This window comes from Blautia sp. 1001283B150304_161114_C9 (genome assembly GCF_015668165.1).
GTDB lineage: Bacteria > Bacillota > Clostridia > Lachnospirales > Lachnospiraceae > Blautia_A > Blautia_A wexlerae.
In genome coordinates this window covers 40,583-61,436 of sequence record NZ_JADPGO010000002.1, presented here as the reverse complement: position 1 = coordinate 61,436, position 20,854 = coordinate 40,583, and the positions used below count along the sequence as shown (strand labels likewise).

Here is a 20,854-nt window from a genome sequence, read left to right as displayed (position 1 = left end):
CTGGTAACAGGGACGGATCAAGAATCTCCGAAGAGATCCAGTACTTTAGCAAAGATATTGTATCATCTTCGGAGCAGTTACACAAGTCGAACATTTGTATATATGTGATCACATCAATGGATTAACGAAAGGAGTTTTCATTATGCCATTACCCAAAGAACGGATTTATACAATAGATGACATCTACGCTCTTCCGGATGGCGAACGTGCAGAGCTGATTGATGGGCAGATCTATATGATGGCACCGCCTAATACCAGACATCAGGTAATCGTCGGTGAACTGTATGCTACTATCCGCAATTACATTAAAAGTAAAGACGGATCCTGTAAACCATATGTTTCTCCATTTGCAGTGTTCCTGAATGAAGATAACAAGAACTATGTCGAACCAGACTTAACAGTTGTCTGCTCACCGGACAAAGTAGATGAAAAAGGTTGTCATGGTGCACCTGACTGGGTAATTGAGGTTGTTTCTCCTGCTACCCAGAGTAAAGATTACGGAATAAAGCTGTTTAAATACCGTATGTCCGGAGTCAGGGAATACTGGATCATTAATCCTATGAAGGGGATTGTAAACGTTTACGATTTTGAAAATGAATCGGGTACCGGATTATACTCTTTTGATGATGAAATTCTAGTATGTATATATCCCGATTTATCAATTGTGATCTCTGAATTATTATAATAAAAACCGCCCCTGTTGGTAGCAGGGACGGCTCAAGAATCTCCGAAGAGATTCCGTACTTTGGCAAAGATATTGTATCATCTTCGAAGCAGTTACACAATCAGAACGTTTGTGTGGCTGTTATTTTTATACTTAAAATTACATATTTTATAAAACCGAGGTGATATTTATGAGCAGTAAAGTGGCATGTCTTTACATCCGCGTCTCGACAGAGGACCAAACAGAACTTTCTCCTGATGCGCAGAAACGTCTTTTGCTGGATTATGCTCAGAAGAATGACATGATTGTTTCCGGGGACTTTATCTTTACTGAGAGTGTTTCCGGCCGGCATGCACAGAAGCGTCCGGAGTTTCAGAAGATGATCGCCCTGGCGAAGCAGCCCTCTCACCCCATTGATGTGATCCTGGTATGGAAATTCAGTCGTTTCGCCCGTAACCAGGAAGAGTCTATCGTATACAAGAGTATGCTCAAGAAGGATAATGTAGACGTGATCAGTGTATCTGAACCATTGATCGAGGGACCTTTTGGTAGCCTGATCGAGCGCATCATCGAATGGATGGATGAATACTACTCCATTCGATTGTCAGGTGAGGTCTTGCGTGGCATGAAAGAAAAAGCCCTGCAAAAAGGCTATCAGACATCTCCCTGTCTTGGCTATACTGCAGTTGGACATGGAAAGCCTTATGTCATTAATGAGGCTGAATATGCCATTGTCTCTTATATCATGGACCTGTATGATAATCAGAACTTAGATGAGACAGCTATTGCCAGGCGTTGCAATGATCTCGGATACCGGACAAAACGCGGAAAACTCTTCGAGCGGCGCAGCGTTGACCGGATTCTTGGAAATCCCTTCTATTGCGGGACTGTTGTCTGGAACGGAGTGGAATTTGAAGGAAGCCATGAGGTACGTCTTTCCAGGGAACGGTACGAAAAACGTCAGAAGCTGATCACTTCCCGGAAACGTCCGGTCAAGGCACGGAATGTCTCTGCCTGTAAGCACTGGCTATCCGGCCTTTTAAAGTGTTCTGTCTGCGGGGCTACGCTTTCTTACACTGGTAATAATAAATGTCCTTATTTCCAGTGCTGGAAATATGCAAAAGGATTTCATAAGACTTCTGTTGCCTTATCAGTCAAAAAGGCCGAAGAAGCTGTGATAAGTTATTTTGATCAGATCTTAGATGGAGCAGAATTTACATATGTATGCAAAAAGAAAAAGACTGATCATTCACTGCAGATCGAACAGTTACAAAGAGAGATCAGTAAGCTCACCATGAGAGAAAGCAGAATCAAAGAGGCTTATGAGGCAGGCGTAGATACTCTAGAAGAATACAAGAGTAATAAGGATCGTCTGGTATCAGACCGATTAGAATTGACTGCTGCCCTTTCACAGCTATTACAGGAAGAACAGTCAGAGCAACCTAATACAGAAGAAGTCCTGAAAGAGATCCGTTCTGTTGCGGATGTCCTGAAGAATCCAGACGTAGGTTATGAAGAAAAAGGAAATCTAATCAGAAGTGTTGTGGAGCAGATTATATATGATAAAGAATCCGGAAAAATGTCTTTTGACATCATTATTTCCTGAATTTCAGACTTCTATAAAAAGTGCCATTTCAGTCATTTTAACACTTTCGTAATATTTTTTCAGAATTGAAAATCCCGCAAACCCGCATAAACACTAGGGTTGCGGGACTATTATAGGGTACTGCACTCTGGTGGCCCGGACGGTGAGATCAGCGCTTCCCTGCGTTATCTTTCCCAGCGTTTTACCATGCCGAACCGAACGACTTCTGCTTTGCTCAACGACATAGGAACAGAAGAACTCAGTCATCTGGAAATGGTATCCACTATTGTACATCAGCTTACCCGGGACCTTTCCATGGAGGAAATTGAGAAATCCGGATTTGGACCGTATTATATCGATCACACAGTGGGAGTCTGGCCACAGGCAGCAGGTGGCGTACCATTTAATGCATGTGAATTTCAGAGTAAAGGTGATCCGATCACTGATCTGTTCGAGGATCTTGCTGCAGAGGGTGCGATTGTATAAAGACAACATTGAGGTTTTAAAAGAAAGTTCCCGATAATCTGGCATACTAGCTGCCAGATATGAGAACCCTAGAAATTCCAATGTATTTCAATAGGTACTTCCTTAGTTACAGGGTCTTTTTTGCCAACCAATACATAATCAATCAGCTTTTCAACCGTTTCCCTGTCTAAGTGTTCAAGATTTGTATATTGCTCGATTAACTGTCGTCTGTTGTCGCCAATCAGCATTTTTCTTTCAATAACATCAAGCTGTTTCTGCGTATCAATCATCAGTTTTTCGAGCCTTTCTTTTTGTGTTGAGAAGTCTTTGGATAAATCCAAGTAATCAAGTTCGGAAAGAATACCCTTTACCTTATCTAAATATAATTCTCGGATTCCTTTTGTATATTCCGCAATCTTTTTTTGATAAGCAGCAATCTCCGTTTCCAGAGCTTCTTTTTGACCTCGCAAGTCATTGTTGAATTGCACATTTTGTTCAAGCTCATCTTTGTCAAGATATTCTGCGGATAACTTATTAAGTTCATCAATCACAGCTTTTTCTAATTTGTCTACTGAAATGAAAGAACCTATACAAGCGTCCTTTGCTACATGGCGGTTAGAGCATTGTAAATAATGCTTACCATGATTCTTTGACGAACGCATTGTATAACCACAATTCATACAGCGAGCTTTTCTGGCAAATAAACCGATTGTGCCAACTGTGAAAGGTTTTGCCTTTTGAGCTACCAATGCTTGAACCCTATCCCATAACTCACGGTCAATAATCGGCTCATGTGTACCCTCAACTCTGTACCACTCGTCTTTGGGTCTGGGTTTGTTTTGCTTTGTCTTATAAGAAACGCTGCCATATTTCCCTTGAACCATATTCCCGATATAGATTTCATTCACCAACATATCTGATATGGCAAAATATTTCCATAGGGTACTGTTTTTCGTTTTAGGCTGCTTGTAACGCAAACCATGAAGTCGTTTGTATTCCGTAGGGTTTGGTATTCCTCTGTCATTCAGCATACGGGCAATGGCGGTCTTTCCATATCCCTGTGAAAACAGTGTAAAAACTTCTCTGACAACTTCCGCAGCTTCTTCATCAATAATCAAATGCCCTTTTACGTCAGGGTCTTTTTTGTAACCATACAGAGCAAAAGCACCGATATGGTGTCCGTTCTTTCTTCTGTCAGTGAGAACGCTTTTAATGTTCTCTGACATATCCTCCAAGTACCACTCATTCACCAGACCGTTAATCTGTCTTGATTTCTTATTTCCTTTATTAGCGGTATCTGCATTATCAACAATGCTGATGAAGCGAATACCCCAAATAGGAAAAAGACCGTGGATATATTTTTCCACTAATTCTAGTTCTCTGGTAAATCTGGATTGTGTCTTACAAAGGACAATATCAAATTTACGATTCTTTGCGTCCTCCAACAACCTGTTAAATTCTGGTCGTCGTCTGTCAGAACCAGTGTAATCATCATCACTGTATATGTTGTAGACTTCCCAACCATGCTCTAATGAGTATTGAAGTAACATTGACTTTTGATTCTGAATACTGTTACTGTCGTCTGTTTCTGATTGTTTGTTTCTATCTTCCTCTGATAAGCGGCAATAAATAGCAACTCTTGATTTTGATTCTATCATGCTTCGTTCTCCTTTTTGAGAAGACGAAACAAACTATCTCTACATAATGTTATTATAACATCTTGTAGGATAGTTTGTCTATCATCTGGCAGGAGTTGCCCTTCCTTTATTTTTTTCATATTGATTTATCAACTCTATCCATTTTAGAGTAAATGCTTTTGTAAACGCCGCTTTATCACAATTTTTAAAAACATTCTTGCAAACTACCTTTGCGTCATTTGCCATTGAACCACCTCACTACAATATATTTACAAAGTATGCAAAAATGCTTGTACATTATGAAAGAATTTGTCTATAAAGTAAGAAGTAATCAGATGGCTTTGGAAAGCTCCACTGGAATTTCACCATTCCCATTCTGATGGGTGAACCGCACCATGCGAGTGTATCATTATTCTGATATACGGGTCATGGCAGCAACTTTTCCAACAGTCGCTTACGGATCACTGGCGTGGTCGCTCGCTTCTTTATCCCTCCTTTTCATGGGTCATGGCGTTCCAGTCCGTCGGCTCACCGCATATCAAACGTATCTGATTACTTTATTCAATTTTCAAAGAACACTTGTAAAACGGAGCTGGAATGAGGTGGTATCACACTCCGTATATATTCGCTTATTTCACTCTGACTTCAAAACCTAGAATTGCTTTAATAAGGGCAGCTCTAATTCTGCCTTTCAGTTCCATATCGACCACAATATACATATTTCCGTGTTCATCATAGAACGGGCGTAAACTTGCTTTTGATATGTAAGCGTCATAGTGATTTAAAATTTTCTCTATTGCCACTTCGTCGCCATCAGCAGCTAAACTGATTGTGGAGAATAGAGGACACTTTTTTGTAGACTTCATCATGTTATAATTCCTCCTCGTACATATCTCTAATGAGCTTTAGTGAACACATTCTGTTTCTATAAACAGAGTTTCTGGAAATATCCAAAATCTCTGCGATTTCTGCGTCTGGTAATTCCAGAAAGTAGAACATCAACACAACATTGCGTCGTCTTTCACTTAATTTTTTGATTGCTTCACATAATTTCTCATCATAGACACGAACTTCTGTACCGAACACATCAAAGGAAGTAAATTCAAGCGAGTATTCGTCCGATACACCCAACTGGTTTAATTCCAGCTCTGGTATTTCACAGAAAGATATTTCATGCTTTGCACGTCTGGCAAGTTCTTTGTTGTAGTTCTTTACAGTTCTGCCAATCACCTTACGAGCCAGACAGTCAAATTGAAGTCTTATAGCGTTCTCAAATGAAGAAGGTTTCATAATCTCACCTCCTTTCAAGTTGAAGTTGCTAAAGCGAAAAGGCTTTTTACCTCTTTCCGCACTAACACTCAACACGGAGGGGTGATTTGTAACCCGAATCAGAAAAAAATCAAAAAATTTTTTTAAGTAGCAAAAAAGCACAAGAGCAATACTGACGTGCTGTTCTTGTGCCTTATAAATTGTTCCTGCTATGTGATGTGAAAAACCATATACAAGAGCGATATAATCCGCAAAAGTTAAACGGATTTTTTTAACAAGCTACCAATGGTCGAATGTTGTTGAATGTATAGGCATTCCATGCGGCTACCTCCTGAAGCCGCTAAAACAAAACCAACCAGTAGTTTGTCCACCGTTGGACAAAAATAAAACGGCGGCTGTATGAACCGTCGTTCTATCTAAAAGGACGTATAAAAGCATTACTGCTGACAACGGTTTTTTTTTTACCGCCAAGCAGCATATATTGTTATTTACCTGTTCATAGGAACTGATAAACCTTGCAATACGTTTTACTGTACCTGTTACAAATTCTTTAGGAACAGTAAAATGTAGTGAGGTGATTAATTATGCGTAAAACAGAAGATAAATACGATTTCAGAGCCTTTGGTCTTGCCATCAAAGCGGCAAGGATGAAACAAGGTCTGACCCGTGAACAGGTGGGAGCAAAAATTGAAATTGACCCACGCTATCTGACGAATATTGAGAATAAAGGGCAGCACCCAAGTTTACAGGTGTTTTATGACCTTGTAACTCTACTTAATGTGTCTGTTGATGAAATTTTCCTGCCGACCAGTGACAAAGTAAAAAGCACTCGCCGCAGACAGTTGGAACAACAGCTTGATACTTTCGACGACAAAGATATGGTTGTCATGGAGAGCGTCGCTGCTGGTATCATCAAATCAAAGGAAGTGGGGGAAGATTAGTTCCTCCATTTTTATTTGCCTGCCAATCATACGGGATATGGTGATAGGTAATAAAAATGAGCCGATAATCTATGAGATATGAAATCCTCTGAATTATCGGCTCTGCATCTAAGTGTCTGGCTCTTTGATTACTGTTATTTTTAATTTGCTGGCATTAATTAGGTTTTCCTGTTTGCATTTTGGACAATACAGTGGAAAATTTATCAACTTAGTATCCGTTCTGATTTTTGTTCTTGTTTTATTCTTGCATATAGGACAGTATATCCATTTTGCTGTTCCCATTTGTTTCCTTTCTGATATACTATTTTAATGTAAATTCACATGCCAAATAATAAGTGTCATAATCCCAATCTTTAGGGGATTCGAAATAAGAAATACTTACTATTATTCTATAGTGCCCTGATGGGAGTTCGCCATAAACCGAGGAAATATCAAATGGTAAACTTAATCTTTCGGTGGGATTTATAACTGCATCATCTTCGTTATCTTTTGATGGGTCATAAAGTTGAGTTAATTGATACCATGTTTCTGATTGCTCCGCTTCAATTTCAAAATAGGCTTTAGAATAATGATACTCTTTGTTGGAGTTATTTTCTAAAAAAAATTTTGCGTTTTCTAAGTCAGAATACTCTTTTTCACTTGATGTAAGCTCAACATCTGATAAAGTATTAATTTTTTCCTCAGTTCCATAGGACGAAACCTCATAATTCTCTTTGAAATCCTGTGATGATATTATTTCTTCATCTGATGTTGAATTGCACCCGGACAAAATGCTTGTGACAGTTATTAAAATAATACAGATAATTTTTTTCATAATCGAAACCTCCTTTATAAGTGCTTAATGCAATTATATGGGGAAAATGTCTATTTTTCATCAACATATGCAATTTTTATACAAGCTGTAACACAGGCTCCCCCCTTATGATTATTTGAAATTTTTATTGTACCTCCATGCCTTTCACATAATATTTTACAAATGTTTAATCCCAGACCTAGATGTTCAGACGTAGTATCTTGCGATGGTTTATAAAATGGTAATGTTACACGTTCTATATCCGTACTTTTGAAACCACAGCCATCGTCAGAGACCGTAATCAATAAAAATTCCTCCTGTTTATTTACATCAATAGCTATCATCGACTTAGCATATCTAATGCTATTAGACAACAGGTTTTCATAAATTTGTATGATAATTTCAAGATTGATAAATAGAGTTTGCTGTTTATTACAATTTGTTTTAATCGTATATTCTATATCAGAACAGAGCATTTCCGTTGTATTTGATAAGGTTTTTAATAAGAAGTCAAAGTTTATGTTTTCTTTTTCGATTTCTATATCTTCTAAACGGTATAAGTTTGTCATAGCACTAACGTATTTTTCAAGCCGTTCCACATTGTTGCGTACTGTTGATAATTCGTCGAGTACCTCCTGTTGAGAAACTAATCCTTTGGGAATAAATGATAACAACATTGTGGTATGTCCTTTTAGTATTGTTAAAGGCGTGCGTAAATCATGTGAAAAAGCAGCATTTAATCTCCTTTGTTCAGTAAATTGCCGTATCATTTTTTGGTTGTTTTGATATAAACAATTTTTCATCTTCTCAAATGCAAGACACAGCCTCCCCATCTCGTCTTTATAAGGGTACGGCAACGTAAAATCCAGTTCGTTGTTTTCGACTTTTCTGTATGCATTCGTCAGTAACTTTATGGGTCTTACTAATTTTCGGTTTACAAAGATAGTCACACAAAGAATCATGCTAATTGAAAGAACAATAGGAATGGTGACAATATTAACCACACCTAGAGCAGAATCCACAATTCTATCATGTTTAGTAAACTTTGGTGAAACTTCAATGTAAGAAACATGATTAGGATAAATATATTCTTGTACTGGACGTTCCTTTTGATAGTCTACAACAAAATTACATACTTCCTTTTCACTTGCATTATATATTGTGTATTCTGTTTGGTCTTTGTTATATTTCGCTGTAAATGAACCATTTTCAGGTATATCATACCTTGTTGTCATGTCCTCATATTTATAGTTAAGGTTTATTCTGTAATCATCTACAAGAGTAATAGATATAACACCTATTACAATACCAATCACTAAGGAAATAAGAGCATAAAAAACAAACGAATTTTTAATACTCATGTTGTCAATATAATGCCTTGAATTTTTTCGCCTTACTTTTTCCATTTATATCCGCACCCCCAGACAGTTTCTATATAAGGATTGTCGCCTATAGAAAGGAATTTTGTTCTTATCCGGCGTATATGTTCTGTAATAACAGAATTGTCGCCAGAACCATCTAAGCCCCATACTTTTTCATAAATTGTCTCACGATCAAAAATAATCCCCTTGTTTTGTGAAAGAAATTCAATAATATCAAACTCTTTCTTCGTAAAATTTATTTCAGCATTTCTATAAAAAACAACTCGTGATGAATAATCAATTACTATATTATTATCGAACTGAACTATTGCGGACGAACCATGTCTTTTTTCTCTCCGCAAATGTGCAGCAACTCTGGCTTCTAATTCATCAACGGAGAAAGGCTTTACAACATAGTCGTCACCACCGACAGCAAATCCTTTGATTTTATCACAGTCCTCAATCCGAGCTGTTAAAAAAATAATAGGACAGGACACAAAATTCCTGATTTTTTCACAAATTGTAAAACCATTCATATCTGGCATATTTATATCTAATAAAATAATATCTGGATGTTTTGTGATTGCATTCAGTGCTTCTTTTCCGTTAATTGCTGTGTATACTACATAACCAATTTTGCAAAAATATTGATTTAGCATTGATACAATATCTCTTTCGTCGTCTACAATCAAAATGCTCTGTGCCATATCTCGTTCCTCCTTAGAAATATATCTTATCATTGAAAAAGCAATTTTTTATCAACTATGTCCACATACTACTGTTAAAAATTGATAGATTTTAGCTATTTTAATTATTATAATCTCTTAAACGAAATGTAACAACTATATTAATCAGCTTGCAAATCATACCGAAATGAGGCTTGCGGAGCATACTATACGGTTTATGACGCAAGCCTTGATTATTTATTCTACAATCTTCCAGTTATCGTCCTTATGAAGCATAAGCTCATACTGTGAGATTTGTGTCATTTTCGACTTGTTATCCAGATACTTCACAGACACACTGACCTTGAGGTTATCGCCGTCTTTGGTAAAGACAGGGTTTACCAGTTCCGAAAATACATAGTCGCCGGAAACAGGAGCAAGCACACCGTCTTTGACGTAATAGGCAAGTTCTTTTTCCGTAGCTGTCGGATACAGCTTAAAGAATGTTTCCAAGAAAGCGGTAGCGTCCTTGACTGTGTCGGAACTGACACTGACATCTGCTTCCTGTACTTTCGGTTCATACTTTGATTTCTGTACCGCCGGAGCAAGGGTTGGATTCTGGGTAATGACCATTGCACCGTCCTTATCCACATGAACGGTCACGGTGTAGTTTTCTGTGACTGCCTGTGTCTGTTCTCCCTCTTTTACCTGCTGATCTACTTCGTAGGCAACGGTAAAATCGTTCATTCCAGACTGTTCCACATTCCAGACCAGCACATTTGTAACCGTAACACTGGTTGGTATGTCCGTTCTGATGGTATCAGCGTTCAAGTCCTGTAATTCTTTGGTAAGGTATTTACTGATTTCTGTTGTCCTTGCTTCAATGGCTTCCTTGCTGGTATCCCATGAGTAGTAGGCTTTCGCAAAGTTCTTGACGAAATTCTCAATACCGTTGGTATCGTTCAATCTTAGCTGAATGATTTCTTTTTCATGTACCGTGTGGGTGTCAATGGCGGTAAAGTTCTTATACACACCAAAGCTGGTGCTTGCCAGAAGCACCGCCCACAACAGCAGGACAGATTTCTTATGTGTCCCGACTTTCATGGTACGCACTTTCTTATTCTTAGGTGCTTTCTCTGTTTTTTCTTTTTTCTTAAACATATTTCAAGTCCTTTCTATTGTTTGATTCTTCCGGCACAAATGATGTGCTGTTGCCAGTAGGCAGAGGTCAAATCGGTATAGCCGATTGGATTTCCGGCATGATACATCTGATTGTTTCCCACATAGATTCCTACATGGGTAACATAGTCACTGGTATTATAAGTGGAATGGAAAAAGACCAAATCGCCAGCCTGTGCCTGTGACAATGGGATATGCTGGGTTGCGTCATACTGTGCCTGTGCAGTTCGTGGCAGGCTGATTCCGGCTTTTCCGTAGCACCACTGGGTAAGACCAGAACAGTCAAAAGAGGTGTTCGGATTACTGCCACCATAGACATATTTCCAACCTTGATATTTCAATGCTTCATTCATAACCGCCTGTACCGTTTCGTTGCTGAACTGCTTCACGGTCAGATATTGGTTGACCAGCTCCACATAAAACATATTTCCGTAGTTATAACGCCAGCCACCATTTTTACTGACAGCTATCGGATTGGTATAGGTCACTTTTGTACCGCCAGATTTGTTTCTTGCGAAATTCTCTGCAAGATTGAAACTGTGCTTTTTCCCGTTCTTCGCCACATAGTCTGCATAGCCACCACCATAGTTATAAGATTGAATGACCACGTTAATGTCATTCATGCCTTTTGCTTTACAGGAAGAAAGCAGGGACGCAAAATATTTACACCCCTGCTTAATGGATTCTTCTGTACTTAATGAGTTTGGCGGTAGTCCCAGACTTTCGCTGGACTGCATGACATCGGTAGCCGTACCGCCACTTTCCACCTGTATGATGGCAAGCAGGACGTTCACATACTCCGAGATACCGTTTTCTCTGGCGTATCTTTCTACCATCGGCTGATGTTTGAGGACATCGGCTGACAGGTTCATGCCAGAATAGACAGGCGAATAGCTGTTTGAACTGTCGTCATCTTCGCCGGAAATCAATATCCCGAAAAAGAGGACGATGGAGAAAAGGACTGGAAATATCGTACCTATGATAAGGATACGTTTTAATCTCATTTCTTCCGTCCTTTCTCTGGTTGCTTCGTAACAGTCTTACGATTTTGTTTTTGGTTGACCTGTTTCTGTACGGTTGTTTTCTTTTGATTACTTCTGGATTCCGCTACGTTTGACTGATTCGTTCTGGCAACAGATTTGACCTGTTGTTCCTGTCTGATATTGGTTCGGACATTTTCTTTTCCAGCCTTGACTTCTGCATTTTTTATCACAGAAGAAGTAACAGGACGTTTCATATCCGGCTTAGTAACTGTATCGGTCTGTGCAGGTTTTGGAACAGGTGTGGCAACAGGGCGTTCATGGCTTCTGGTAGCTCCGGCTGTCGCTGATCCATTCGCATGAACTGTCTGTCTTGCTTCCTGTGCTTTCTGTAATTCCTGCTTTTTCTGTGAGATATTTTCCCTGTGCTGATTGCGTTTCTGTGTACGCTGTTCCTGTCGGTTTTCCCGTTCTTCCACAACGCCACGCTTAAAGTCAGATACGTTATCCTTTGCTTTCTGTTTTGCAGAGTGGACAGCATAACCAGCCTGTGTCGGCAGGTCTTTCACATTTTCTTTCAGTGAGGAAGCACTGTCACGGACTTTATTTTTCGTATCCATCACAGCACCTACCGCAGAACCGACACGGCTTCCCATCGAAACATCATTATTCCTTTGTGGTCTGGCTGGCGTATTTTTATGTGTAGAACGAGAGTGATTATAAGCAGAACCAGCGACTGCACCAGCACCAGCTCCGACCATACTTCCTGTACCAACAGCCCTTGCAATTCGGCGTTCCATACGTCTTGCCCTGTGTCGCATGAACACCATCGGTCTACGGAATATCCGACGACCTATCTGCTGGCTGTCATTCGCATTAAGGCTGAACATACTCATTAGTTCTCCGAGCTTCATATAGATTCCGGCAAAGCAGATTATCTGCAAAAACACCACCATAAAGAACGGATAGTCCGTGGAGATGTTGTAGAACATACTGGAAATCGAAAATGCCACGGTCACAATCAGAGTGATTCCGGCTCTTGTCATAATGGCATTGAACACACGGACAACTGCCTGTTTTGCCATGTTCTCATAGGTCGGTATCATGGACAGTAAAAAACTGATAGGTAGAAACATGGCATATATGATAAATAGTATCTGGGAAAATAACATCATTCCGGTAAGCAGGAAGATAAAGATTGTGATACCGAGATTGAAAATGAGCAGGAAGAACACCATGCCAAGACGGTTGACGACCTGTGGAATGGTAAGGTTGTCATTGTCGTTATCCTCAATCTCTGTTTTTACAATATTTTCCCTTGTTTCCCCATCTTCATCGGACGGGCTGGCAGATACCAGAGCTTCTACACGGTCAGTCCCGATTTCTTCGGTATCGCTGTTCCCGAACTGCAACAACAGCCACGGTTTTTCTACCTGTATCGCAAAAAGGCTGTCACGGATAAGGTCTACGCTGTCCTTGCCTTTGCTTTGTGAATCGGGGAGCATGATTTTTGTCCCCAAGTCCAGAGAAGCGGTGCTGATGTCTGAACTGAAATCATTGATTTTCTGGATATAATTGGGAGCGTAGGCAATAAAGGACGCAGACACGATAAATACCACCACAAAGTTGATAACGGCGTGAAGTGCCTTGCTTGTTTCCCGTTTGAGAAGCCCTGTATAGGCGGTATAAACACCTACAATCAAAATGATAATGAGCAGGAATCCCACATAGAATCCACTGCTGGAAAATCCGTTTTCGGTCACTCCGGCGAGTGTCTGGATACTTTTCCCGATACTGTCTGCCATGTCATTGATAAAGTCCAGCTTATATGCCTGTTGCACCACATACCCTGTGGCATTGCTAAGATACAGGCTGATTGTCCAGACAAAATTTGTGATACAGTAAAGCCCGTACTGCACCGATTTTCCAATGCCGTCCAGCCAGTTCCACGGAAGCCATGACCAGCTATTGTCCACATAGAAATCAAGCTGATAATTGGAAAGCGGATACTTTGAATACAGGTTGTCTGCATTGACTGTATCATCGACCAGTCCAGACGCATGAGCCACTGTCCCAAGCAGGGACAGCAGTACCAGCGTGACGGTCACGGCAAGCAGAACCATTTTCAGCACATGGAATATCTTTTCTTTTGTGACAGATTTCATCATTCCAAATCCACCTCACTTTTTATCGGCGGTCTGGTATCAAAGGCATGGAGCAGTTCTACAAAGACAGGGTGTATCTGTACCACGCCGACACGCCCGTATAAATCCTGCATTAAGCATTGTCCGTTCTCCAAATCCCTCAACCGTTTCTGGTTGTTTTCGTCCTCACTGTCCAGTCCGAAAAACTCTAAGGTCTGTTTGATTTCATTGGTATCTGTGGAGCGGAACGCAAACTTTAAGCCGATGTTATTTTTCAGACTTTCTTTCGATACGTCCCCAGAGGACTGTGTCACGAAATAGACTCCGGCGTTCATGGCTCTACCAGCACGCACCAGTTTATTTGAGAGTGTTTCGCCCTGTGCCACATTTAAGAACGCCCATGCTTCGTCCAAATCCACGATTTTAAAAATGCTTCGGTCACTGTGAATAAAGTCAAGGGCAAAGGTACTGATAACAATTAAGATGGATACCGACAACAGTTCAATGGTCGTGTATTCGTCAAAAGTAGTATCTTTATCCGGCAGAACCAAATCCGCAACCTGTATGATATTGAGCTGGTTATCCAAACTGATAGTATTTTTCGCTGTTCCGTCTGAAAAGAGCAGGTGTGCAAAATCATAATTTGTAAAACTGTCAATATGATTTGCGATATGGTTTGCAATAGGCGTATTTTCTTTCCGTAATTCTGTGATAACATTTAGCAATCCTCTGTGTTCACTTTCTGATACTTTGCTGATTGCACTGATAAGCACAGGGAACTTGTCTCCATCACGGGTTGAGATACCTGTTAAAAATGTTAAAATTTCTTTTGCCAGTGTAGCTCCGTCCTCTTTATCTTTCATAATTACAAACGGGTCAAGAAGCCCTGCATTTTCCTTGTCGCTGGTAAGATTTACAATGTTGATTTCCTCTGCAATCTCCGGCAGAGTTTCTTTCCAGCTTCCACGCTCACTTTTCGGGTCTAGGATAACTGCCTGTCCACCGAACAGGACGGAATAATATACTAGCAGGTTATTACAGAATGATTTTCCACCGCCAAGCGAACCTACAAAAGCAGAAGCCAACGCATTTGTGACCGTACCTTTTACCCCTTGACTGGCAAGGGACGGTTGCAGGTAGACATTTCTTCCTGTATCCACGGAATATCCGATATAGATTCCTGTATTTTCTCCCAACATCTGAGTAGCACCGAAACCAAGTCCGGCTAAAAAATCGGATTTCACATACTGGATATAATCATTGATATAACACTTGCTGGCAGGAAGAAACTCTCCATGCAGTCCCATCATATCTCCGGCAGGGCGAACCAGTTTCACATTCAAATCATCGTAAAAGTCCTTGACTTCATCACAACGGCGTTTCAGTTCGTCAAGATCGGGTGCAGACACCCGTATGACGTAACTTAACTTGTACATACTTTCCTTACTCTGGTCTAAATCTGTTTCCAGTTCATCGACACTGTCTAAGGCTTCCACCACATTTGAACTTGTTTCATTTCCGGCTTGATAGGCGTGATTGTCCAAGTCCTTTAATTCCTTTTTCTTATTACGGACAGTGGTTAAGGCTTTCTTATTTCCGACAATCTCAACATTCATGGACGTATCCACAGGGAATGTGAACTGCTGTTGCTGGAAATAAAAGATTTCCGATGATGGGAAGTCCAGTTCCCCGACAATCGCATTGACCGTAAAGTAGGACACATAGCTTTCACTGTCCTCATGTTCCAGACGCAAATATCGCTGGCTTTCTTCCACCACGCAACGGGTAGGACGGATAAGGTCATAATACTTAATCAGTGTTTCTCTTTTTAATTTTCTTTTTGGAAGAGGATACACATAATCTTCGTAGGCTATCCCGTCCCTGCCGTAGAGGTGTTCCATCAGATACGCAAAGTCTTTGGCTTCCAGTCGGCGGATTTTGAACCTACGGGAGATTTTGTTTTCCAGTAATTTCTCCATCTTCACATAACGATTGATTTCATCATTGCTCATGGAAACAAAGTCATTCATCAGCGTATGCCTTACCTCATTCAAAAACTCACGGAATGTCAGAAATACCGATTTTTTGATGTTCTTCAGATTGACTTCGTCCTCTGTGACCATGAGCTTGAATCCCAGAAAGAAACGGTAATCTACTTGATTGTCGCCTATCATGGATACAAGGGCTTCGGTCTGGTCGTCTATCTTTTGGATTGCTACCTCACGGAGCTTTCCAGTTACCAGCTTCTTTGACTGTTCCTGTATGCTTCGGATTGAGCTTTCGGTTGCAATCTGTAACGCATGAATCTTTCCCTCACGGGACTGTGCTATAAGCTGACGGAAGCTGTCATGCACAAGGTATTTCTGCTCTGGGGATAAGAATGAATAATTGTACGGTATCAGCTCATAGTAGGCGAATACCTCATTGTCCTTATTCCAGACAAGGTTATTGTCGATATATTTAATCGGGAACATAGGTCACACTCCTTACTGCCGTGATAGTTTCCTCAAATTTCTGCTTATGCAGGTTCACGGCTTTTCCGGCATAAGTCACTTTGGGACGCAGGGCATACAGCACCATCGTCTTGATGTAACTGTATGGCTTTTTCCCGTCAAAGGTTTTCTGTGACATAAACCATGTAAGGGCAACGGGAATCCCGAAATATTTTAAAAATGCACCCTCAATCATGGAAAGTGGCGGTACGTCTGCAAACAGAATGATGATAAATTCCGTCAGCACAAACCATGTAATCTGGGTAAAGGTCACGGGGAATGGCAGGTTTACATCATTGATGGCATACAGTACCTTTTCCACGTTCCAGATACTTGTATAACTTCGGATTTTCTTCACTTGTAAATGCTCCTTTCTTCATTTTCCTAACAACAGGGACAGCCGGATTTCCCAGACTGCCCCCAAGAGAAAAGCTGACAGTAGCACCAGTGGCGGTGCTGATCTGCCAGCCCTTAACGCAATACCTCACAGATACCAACGTTTGTTGCAATAAATGTCCCCTCTATATCGAGGTCACGCCCGTAGGCTTCATAGTCGATATAGTTCTGTAAAGAGGACGGGATTTCTCCGAGTACCTGTTCTTCATCAATCAGATAGTAGGCTAAATCGGTCATCGTTTCACAGCCGGAATACAGAATGATGTCGTCCTTATGTTCCACCAGTTCTTCCAGACTTCCATAGCAGGATATAAAACTGTCCAAGTCGTCCAGCAGGTAATCCGGTAATTCTTCCAACTGCTCATAGATACGGTTCAGTTCTTCGATGGAAATGTATTCGCTAATCTCCATCGGGAAGTTGTCCGTATCATGGATTGCGTATTCTTCGTACTCAGCATTTAAGCCGATACGTTCTGCAATCACTTCTTCGTCCAATGGAAAAGAGAACCAGTCCCCGACCAGTTCTCCCTCATTGTACTTGCCAAGATTGGCTATATAGACTTGCATATCATCAATCATAAGCGGTCACTTCCTTTCGGTTGTATTCATAAAATCTGCCATAAGAATCACCGCACATTACAGCTTGAACATACCGTTGTTGCAGAGAGCATAACGTCCTTTTTCTTCCAGCTCATGGGCGTAGGCTTCCAGATTAAAATATTTCTTTCCCTTTTCGGAGAGAGCAGAAAATTCAATGTTATGCTCCAAGCGGTAACGGGCAACGTCCATGATGTTGTGGCACTCTGGATAAAACAGAAATTCTTCCGACTTCTGCAATAAATCCTCAACACCGCCACAGTAGGGAATCAACTCTTTATAAGCCTGCTGAACCTCTGGCGATAAATCCGTGTAAGCAAAGTACAGCTTGTTTAACCGTCTGACAGAAGTTGTCCTTACAATGTCGCCAGCAAAAGGGAGCTTCATGTCTGTGATTTGATAATCTTTACTGTCAGCTTCCACCCCGAGCAGGTCACGGAACAGCTCATAATCAATGGGTAAATCAAACCAGCGAGAGGTTTTATCCTCTGCTGATTTGGTCGTTTCAATCAATACGCTACATTCTTCCATAGGCTTTACGCTCCAATAATCTTATTGAATAACTGTAACAATACGTCTTTTACGCCGGACGCATTGAATACAAGACCAACGGCTACTAAGGCAACTACCAAGAATCCGATAAGTTTGGAAAACTCACGCTTGAATCCCAAGTAGATACCGATAACAACAATCGCCATCAGCACAAGGCTCTGTGCATTGCTTAAAAACCAGTTATAAAGGTTCTGTCCAAAATTCATGCTTTCTTTTCTCCTTTCAGTTCCATCATTTTTCGGTCAGACTGTCTGCCAGCCTGTAAAATACACATGGCAACCACGCCAACTGTTCCCCCTAAAGAGAAGAACAGGAAGTCAAATAATAATCGTTGCATTTTTCAATTCTCCTTTTCTAAAATCACATCTTCGGTAGATGTGGTCTGCTGTTCAATTATCTTGTAATGCTTTTCCGTCAGTTTCGTGGATTTACGGATTTCTTTCAGATAATCAATCCCTGTTTTCGCTGTGATTGTTTCCAGCATTTTGAGTGTCGGGTCAACCTGCCGTTGAATCCAGCGTAGGGTTCTGTCCAGTGTGTAGGGTTCGGGTTTGGTCGTGAGCTTTAACGGCTCTCTGTTTTCCCCGATGAACCACGCCCAGCGGACAGATAATTTCCAGTCGCTCCGTTTCTTGTCTGCTTCCTTATCCACAAAGCGTACATAACGGTTGATAATAGAAAATGCCGTCCGTTCAGCGTCATAGTAGGTCAGCAGGTCACGGACAGCATAATAAGCACGTTCATTTTTCAACCGTATTTCAAATCTGTTTTTTATCGGTGCTTCCTCAATGGGAATCCCCAGTTTGATGTACTGTTCATAGTTTTTTTCATAGACACAGAAGTACACCTCACTTTTTAGCGAGCCGATATAAAGCGTATAACCCATACCAGCCTTGTCCTGTTCCTCATGCTTGACCAGTTCGCCGGAAGCATAGGACTTAAAGGAACGGAACACCGATACACATTCCTCATTCCGGCATTTTTCGGTCAGTTCTGGAATATCCAACATTCCTGTATGGTCATTGATGGCAAGGTCAAGGCGTTTCATCACACCGCCGTCCACCAGAGCGTCCATAAGGAAGTCGTACCAGCTCCGTTCCTGTGCCAGCAGATAACTTTCAAACTGGCGACAGCCTTTTCCTTTCAGTTCCAGCAGAACACCTTTTTCTTCATCGGGAGAAGTGTATACGAAAATATCTCCGATGTAGTAGTGTTCCGTGTAGCTGTAATGCCCGAAGTCCTCATGTATCATGTACTGGATATTGAGCTGTAAGATGTCCTTAATGATGTGTCCAATATCCAGTGTCGGAAACCGTATCCTCACATAATCAAACAGCATGGTAAGCGGTGCTTCTGGGTTGAATTTTTCCAGAGCTTCCAGTAGTTTCACTTTCATTTCTTCTGTGACCGCCACCTTGCCGGATTCGATACGGCTTAAATGTTCACGGCTGATTCCAGCCATGACCGCAAGTTTCGTCTGGGATACACCGTACTGCAAACGCCTGTCTGCAAAATCCTGTATCCACTCTGTATCATTCAGTGTGATACCCCCTTTACGAAAAAACTGTGACATTTTTAATCCGATGTCACAGCAGTAAAAAAAGCTACCAAACGCTTGATTTTAGCCAAGAATCGGTAACTTTTGTGTATGTTTCCTTGTGATTTGTGCCCCTCTGTTAGATACCGAGGGGCTTGATATATGCTGGCGTGGCTACCGCCACACCAGCAAGGCTAGTCCGTACCTGTGGCTTTCGCTTCGCACGCCACTTGTCCGTCCTGCCTTATGTGTGTAAGTTCCCCAATCGTACCCAAGAAATCATATCCTTTGGGTACAAGGGGAGTATAAAATTCCGATATGACGCTTGTTCCTACATCACAGTATCCACGCCCTTTGATTCGCTTCTGGAAAAACTGTTTTTTCACATCACTTCCAAAGAGCATACCGTAGCCGAGTTCACTCATGCGACCAAGCCCCACACGGAAGTTAAAGTTATCTCTGATACCGTCCCCGAAATACTTTGCGTCTGGACGCTGGCAAGCCACAATCAGAAAGTATCCAGCCTGTCTGCCAAGCATGACGATTTTCTTTAGCTGGCTTAACAGGGCGGTGCTTTCTTTTGTCGTGAGCATTTCTAGGAAAGCCACGTATTCATCAAAGATAAGGAACTGTGGAGCAAGCCCCAGATAGGCATAGTTTTCCCCTGTACGGTAGTTCGGGTGCAGTTTCATTTCTTCCGAGCGTGTGACCATGCCCTCATAAAAGGCATTGACGCAGTCAATCATATCGTCTTTCGTGTGGTAGACATTTTCCATGACCATTCCCAAGTCTGCAAGGTCAGCGTTCTTCGGGTCAAGAATGTATAAATCCGCATTGGTTCTAAGCAAGGCTTCAATGATGGTCAGCAGAAAATAGGTTTTTCCACCACCTGTACCACCGCAGATAAGGGCATGGGGAAGTGAATCGTATTCCCACACCAGATTTTTCATTAACCGCAGACCGCCGTTTTCGGCAACCACTTCATCAATCGAAATACGGTTCGCTATCATATCATAGAGCAGGGTGTATTCGATGTATCCGTCATGCAGTGTCTTGTCGGTCAGCTCACAGTACAGCCCCGATTCCAGTTTATCCTCTAAGGACAGGAGCTGTTCTTGATATTTTCCCATTGTGATTTCACAGCAGATATGAAGCAGTCCCTTTTCCATCTGGTAATAAATCTTTGGAAACCACACGATTTTTTCTCTTGATCTGCTTTGCAGGTCAGTGAAAAAAACGCTGTCTTTGGTGTTCTCCGCTTCATACCATTTATTTTCCAGCACCATGCGAGCCAGCTTTTGTCTGTGTAGCAACCGCTTGATACGGTCATATCCGTAACGGTAGTAGAGGAAAGCGACCAATGCACAAACACCAGTCGCTATCAGAACCGTAATGGAATTGTAGGCAGTCCAAGTAATTCCGGCATGGAGCAGGTTAAAATCTTTCCAGTCTATAACAAGGAGCTGTCGCAGATTCAGTAGCAGGAACACCGCAACGAACAGGAGCAACAGCCAACCGATACAGAAGTGATAGACCAGCGATTTGTCACTGGCACGAATCCTGTTACCTTTCTTTTTCCACGTCATACGCTAACACC

Annotated in this window: 22 protein-coding genes and 1 pseudogene; 4 read left to right on the top strand and 19 right to left on the bottom strand. The window is 41.3% G+C overall.

The features are described from left to right. The first annotated feature begins 142 nt into the window (after window positions 1–142). The 3 genes and pseudogenes from I4V44_RS01535 to I4V44_RS01525 form a co-directional block, all read left to right on the top strand. The gene (locus tag I4V44_RS01535) at window positions 143–685 is read left to right on the top strand and encodes a Uma2 family endonuclease (protein ID WP_055199929.1); all 543 of its coding nucleotides are present in this window, start codon (window positions 143–145) and stop codon (window positions 683–685) included. Window positions 686–854: 169 nt separating this feature from the next. Next, a complete protein-coding gene (locus tag I4V44_RS01530) occupies window positions 855–2,270 on the top strand; it encodes a recombinase family protein (RefSeq protein WP_196002212.1) in 1,416 nt (471 codons plus the stop codon). Window positions 2,271–2,399: 129 nt separating this feature from the next. After that, window positions 2,400–2,720: pseudogene (locus I4V44_RS01525) on the top strand (manganese catalase family protein); the annotation flags it as partial. Between the two features lie 83 nt (window positions 2,721–2,803). Here the strand turns inward: I4V44_RS01525 and I4V44_RS01520 are convergent. From I4V44_RS01520 to I4V44_RS01505, 4 genes are all read right to left on the bottom strand, one after another. Further along, entirely contained in the window at window positions 2,804–4,372 is a 1,569-nt protein-coding gene (locus I4V44_RS01520; RefSeq protein ID WP_006857572.1) for a recombinase family protein, read from the bottom strand. An 81-nt stretch (window positions 4,373–4,453) separates the two neighbouring features. Beyond that, window positions 4,454–4,597, bottom strand: coding sequence for a hypothetical protein (locus I4V44_RS01515; RefSeq protein WP_006857573.1), 144 nt, complete (start codon window positions 4,595–4,597; stop codon window positions 4,454–4,456). 383 nt (window positions 4,598–4,980) lie between these two features. Beyond that, window positions 4,981–5,220: a helix-turn-helix domain-containing protein gene (locus I4V44_RS01510; RefSeq protein ID WP_006857574.1), complete on the bottom strand. Its 240-nt coding sequence runs from the start codon at window positions 5,218–5,220 to the stop codon at window positions 4,981–4,983. A gap of 1 nt (window position 5,221) precedes the next feature. After that, window positions 5,222–5,641: an RNA polymerase sigma factor gene (locus I4V44_RS01505; RefSeq protein ID WP_008704153.1), complete on the bottom strand. Its 420-nt coding sequence runs from the start codon at window positions 5,639–5,641 to the stop codon at window positions 5,222–5,224. 563 nt (window positions 5,642–6,204) lie between these two features. On the opposite strand from I4V44_RS01505, the gene I4V44_RS01500 reads away from it, so the two are divergent. Next, entirely contained in the window at window positions 6,205–6,561 is a 357-nt protein-coding gene (locus I4V44_RS01500) for a helix-turn-helix domain-containing protein (RefSeq protein ID WP_006857575.1), read from the top strand. Between the two features lie 108 nt (window positions 6,562–6,669). On the opposite strand, the gene I4V44_RS01495 is transcribed toward I4V44_RS01500, so the two are convergent. The 15 genes from I4V44_RS01495 to I4V44_RS01425 form a co-directional block, all read right to left on the bottom strand. Further along, on the bottom strand, window positions 6,670–6,843 hold the full coding sequence (locus I4V44_RS01495) for a cysteine-rich KTR domain-containing protein (RefSeq protein ID WP_008704154.1): 174 nt from the start codon (window positions 6,841–6,843) through the stop codon (window positions 6,670–6,672). 19 nt (window positions 6,844–6,862) lie between these two features. Next, window positions 6,863–7,375, bottom strand: a complete 513-nt coding sequence (locus tag I4V44_RS01490) for a membrane lipoprotein lipid attachment site-containing protein (RefSeq protein ID WP_006857576.1) — start codon at window positions 7,373–7,375, stop codon at window positions 6,863–6,865. A gap of 50 nt (window positions 7,376–7,425) precedes the next feature. Next, complete coding sequence (locus I4V44_RS01485; protein ID WP_006857577.1) at window positions 7,426–8,760, bottom strand: HAMP domain-containing sensor histidine kinase; 1,335 nt, start codon at window positions 8,758–8,760, stop codon at window positions 7,426–7,428. After that, window positions 8,748–9,422 carry a response regulator transcription factor gene (locus I4V44_RS01480; protein WP_020994080.1) on the bottom strand — a complete coding sequence of 225 codons (675 nt, stop codon included), beginning with the start codon at window positions 9,420–9,422 and terminating at the stop codon, window positions 8,748–8,750. Before I4V44_RS01480 ends, I4V44_RS01485 begins: the two co-directional genes overlap by 13 nt. A gap of 216 nt (window positions 9,423–9,638) precedes the next feature. Beyond that, on the bottom strand, window positions 9,639–10,541 hold the full coding sequence (locus I4V44_RS01475) for a conjugal transfer protein (protein WP_006857581.1): 903 nt from the start codon (window positions 10,539–10,541) through the stop codon (window positions 9,639–9,641). A gap of 14 nt (window positions 10,542–10,555) precedes the next feature. After that, complete coding sequence (locus tag I4V44_RS01470) at window positions 10,556–11,563, bottom strand: bifunctional lytic transglycosylase/C40 family peptidase (RefSeq protein ID WP_196002210.1); 1,008 nt, start codon at window positions 11,561–11,563, stop codon at window positions 10,556–10,558. Continuing rightward, window positions 11,560–13,707 carry a CD3337/EF1877 family mobilome membrane protein gene (locus I4V44_RS01465; RefSeq protein ID WP_196002209.1) on the bottom strand — a complete coding sequence of 716 codons (2,148 nt, stop codon included), beginning with the start codon at window positions 13,705–13,707 and terminating at the stop codon, window positions 11,560–11,562. The genes I4V44_RS01470 and I4V44_RS01465 overlap by 4 nt, the downstream gene beginning before the upstream one ends. Beyond that, window positions 13,704–16,157 carry an ATP-binding protein gene (locus tag I4V44_RS01460; protein WP_196002208.1) on the bottom strand — a complete coding sequence of 818 codons (2,454 nt, stop codon included), beginning with the start codon at window positions 16,155–16,157 and terminating at the stop codon, window positions 13,704–13,706. The genes I4V44_RS01465 and I4V44_RS01460 overlap by 4 nt, the downstream gene beginning before the upstream one ends. After that, the gene (locus I4V44_RS01455; protein ID WP_005611098.1) at window positions 16,144–16,533 is read right to left on the bottom strand and encodes a conjugal transfer protein; all 390 of its coding nucleotides are present in this window, start codon (window positions 16,531–16,533) and stop codon (window positions 16,144–16,146) included. Before I4V44_RS01455 ends, I4V44_RS01460 begins: the two co-directional genes overlap by 14 nt. 113 nt (window positions 16,534–16,646) lie before the next feature. Next, on the bottom strand, window positions 16,647–17,150 hold the full coding sequence (locus tag I4V44_RS01450; protein ID WP_196002207.1) for an antirestriction protein ArdA: 504 nt from the start codon (window positions 17,148–17,150) through the stop codon (window positions 16,647–16,649). A gap of 57 nt (window positions 17,151–17,207) precedes the next feature. Further along, the gene (locus I4V44_RS01445) at window positions 17,208–17,699 is read right to left on the bottom strand and encodes an antirestriction protein ArdA (protein ID WP_055200583.1); all 492 of its coding nucleotides are present in this window, start codon (window positions 17,697–17,699) and stop codon (window positions 17,208–17,210) included. Window positions 17,700–17,704: 5 nt separating this feature from the next. After that, window positions 17,705–17,926 (bottom strand): hypothetical protein, encoded by a 222-nt coding sequence (locus tag I4V44_RS01440; protein WP_004844214.1) that lies wholly within the window; start codon window positions 17,924–17,926, stop codon window positions 17,705–17,707. Continuing rightward, window positions 17,923–18,057, bottom strand: coding sequence for a DUF3789 domain-containing protein (locus I4V44_RS01435; protein ID WP_081021271.1), 135 nt, complete (start codon window positions 18,055–18,057; stop codon window positions 17,923–17,925). Before I4V44_RS01435 ends, I4V44_RS01440 begins: the two co-directional genes overlap by 4 nt. A gap of 3 nt (window positions 18,058–18,060) precedes the next feature. Further along, entirely contained in the window at window positions 18,061–19,293 is a 1,233-nt protein-coding gene (gene mobT, locus I4V44_RS01430; RefSeq protein ID WP_196002206.1) for a MobT family relaxase, read from the bottom strand. Between the two features lie 158 nt (window positions 19,294–19,451). Continuing rightward, window positions 19,452–20,843, bottom strand: a complete 1,392-nt coding sequence (locus I4V44_RS01425) for an FtsK/SpoIIIE domain-containing protein (protein WP_196002205.1) — start codon at window positions 20,841–20,843, stop codon at window positions 19,452–19,454. Window positions 20,844–20,854 lie beyond the last annotated feature (11 nt).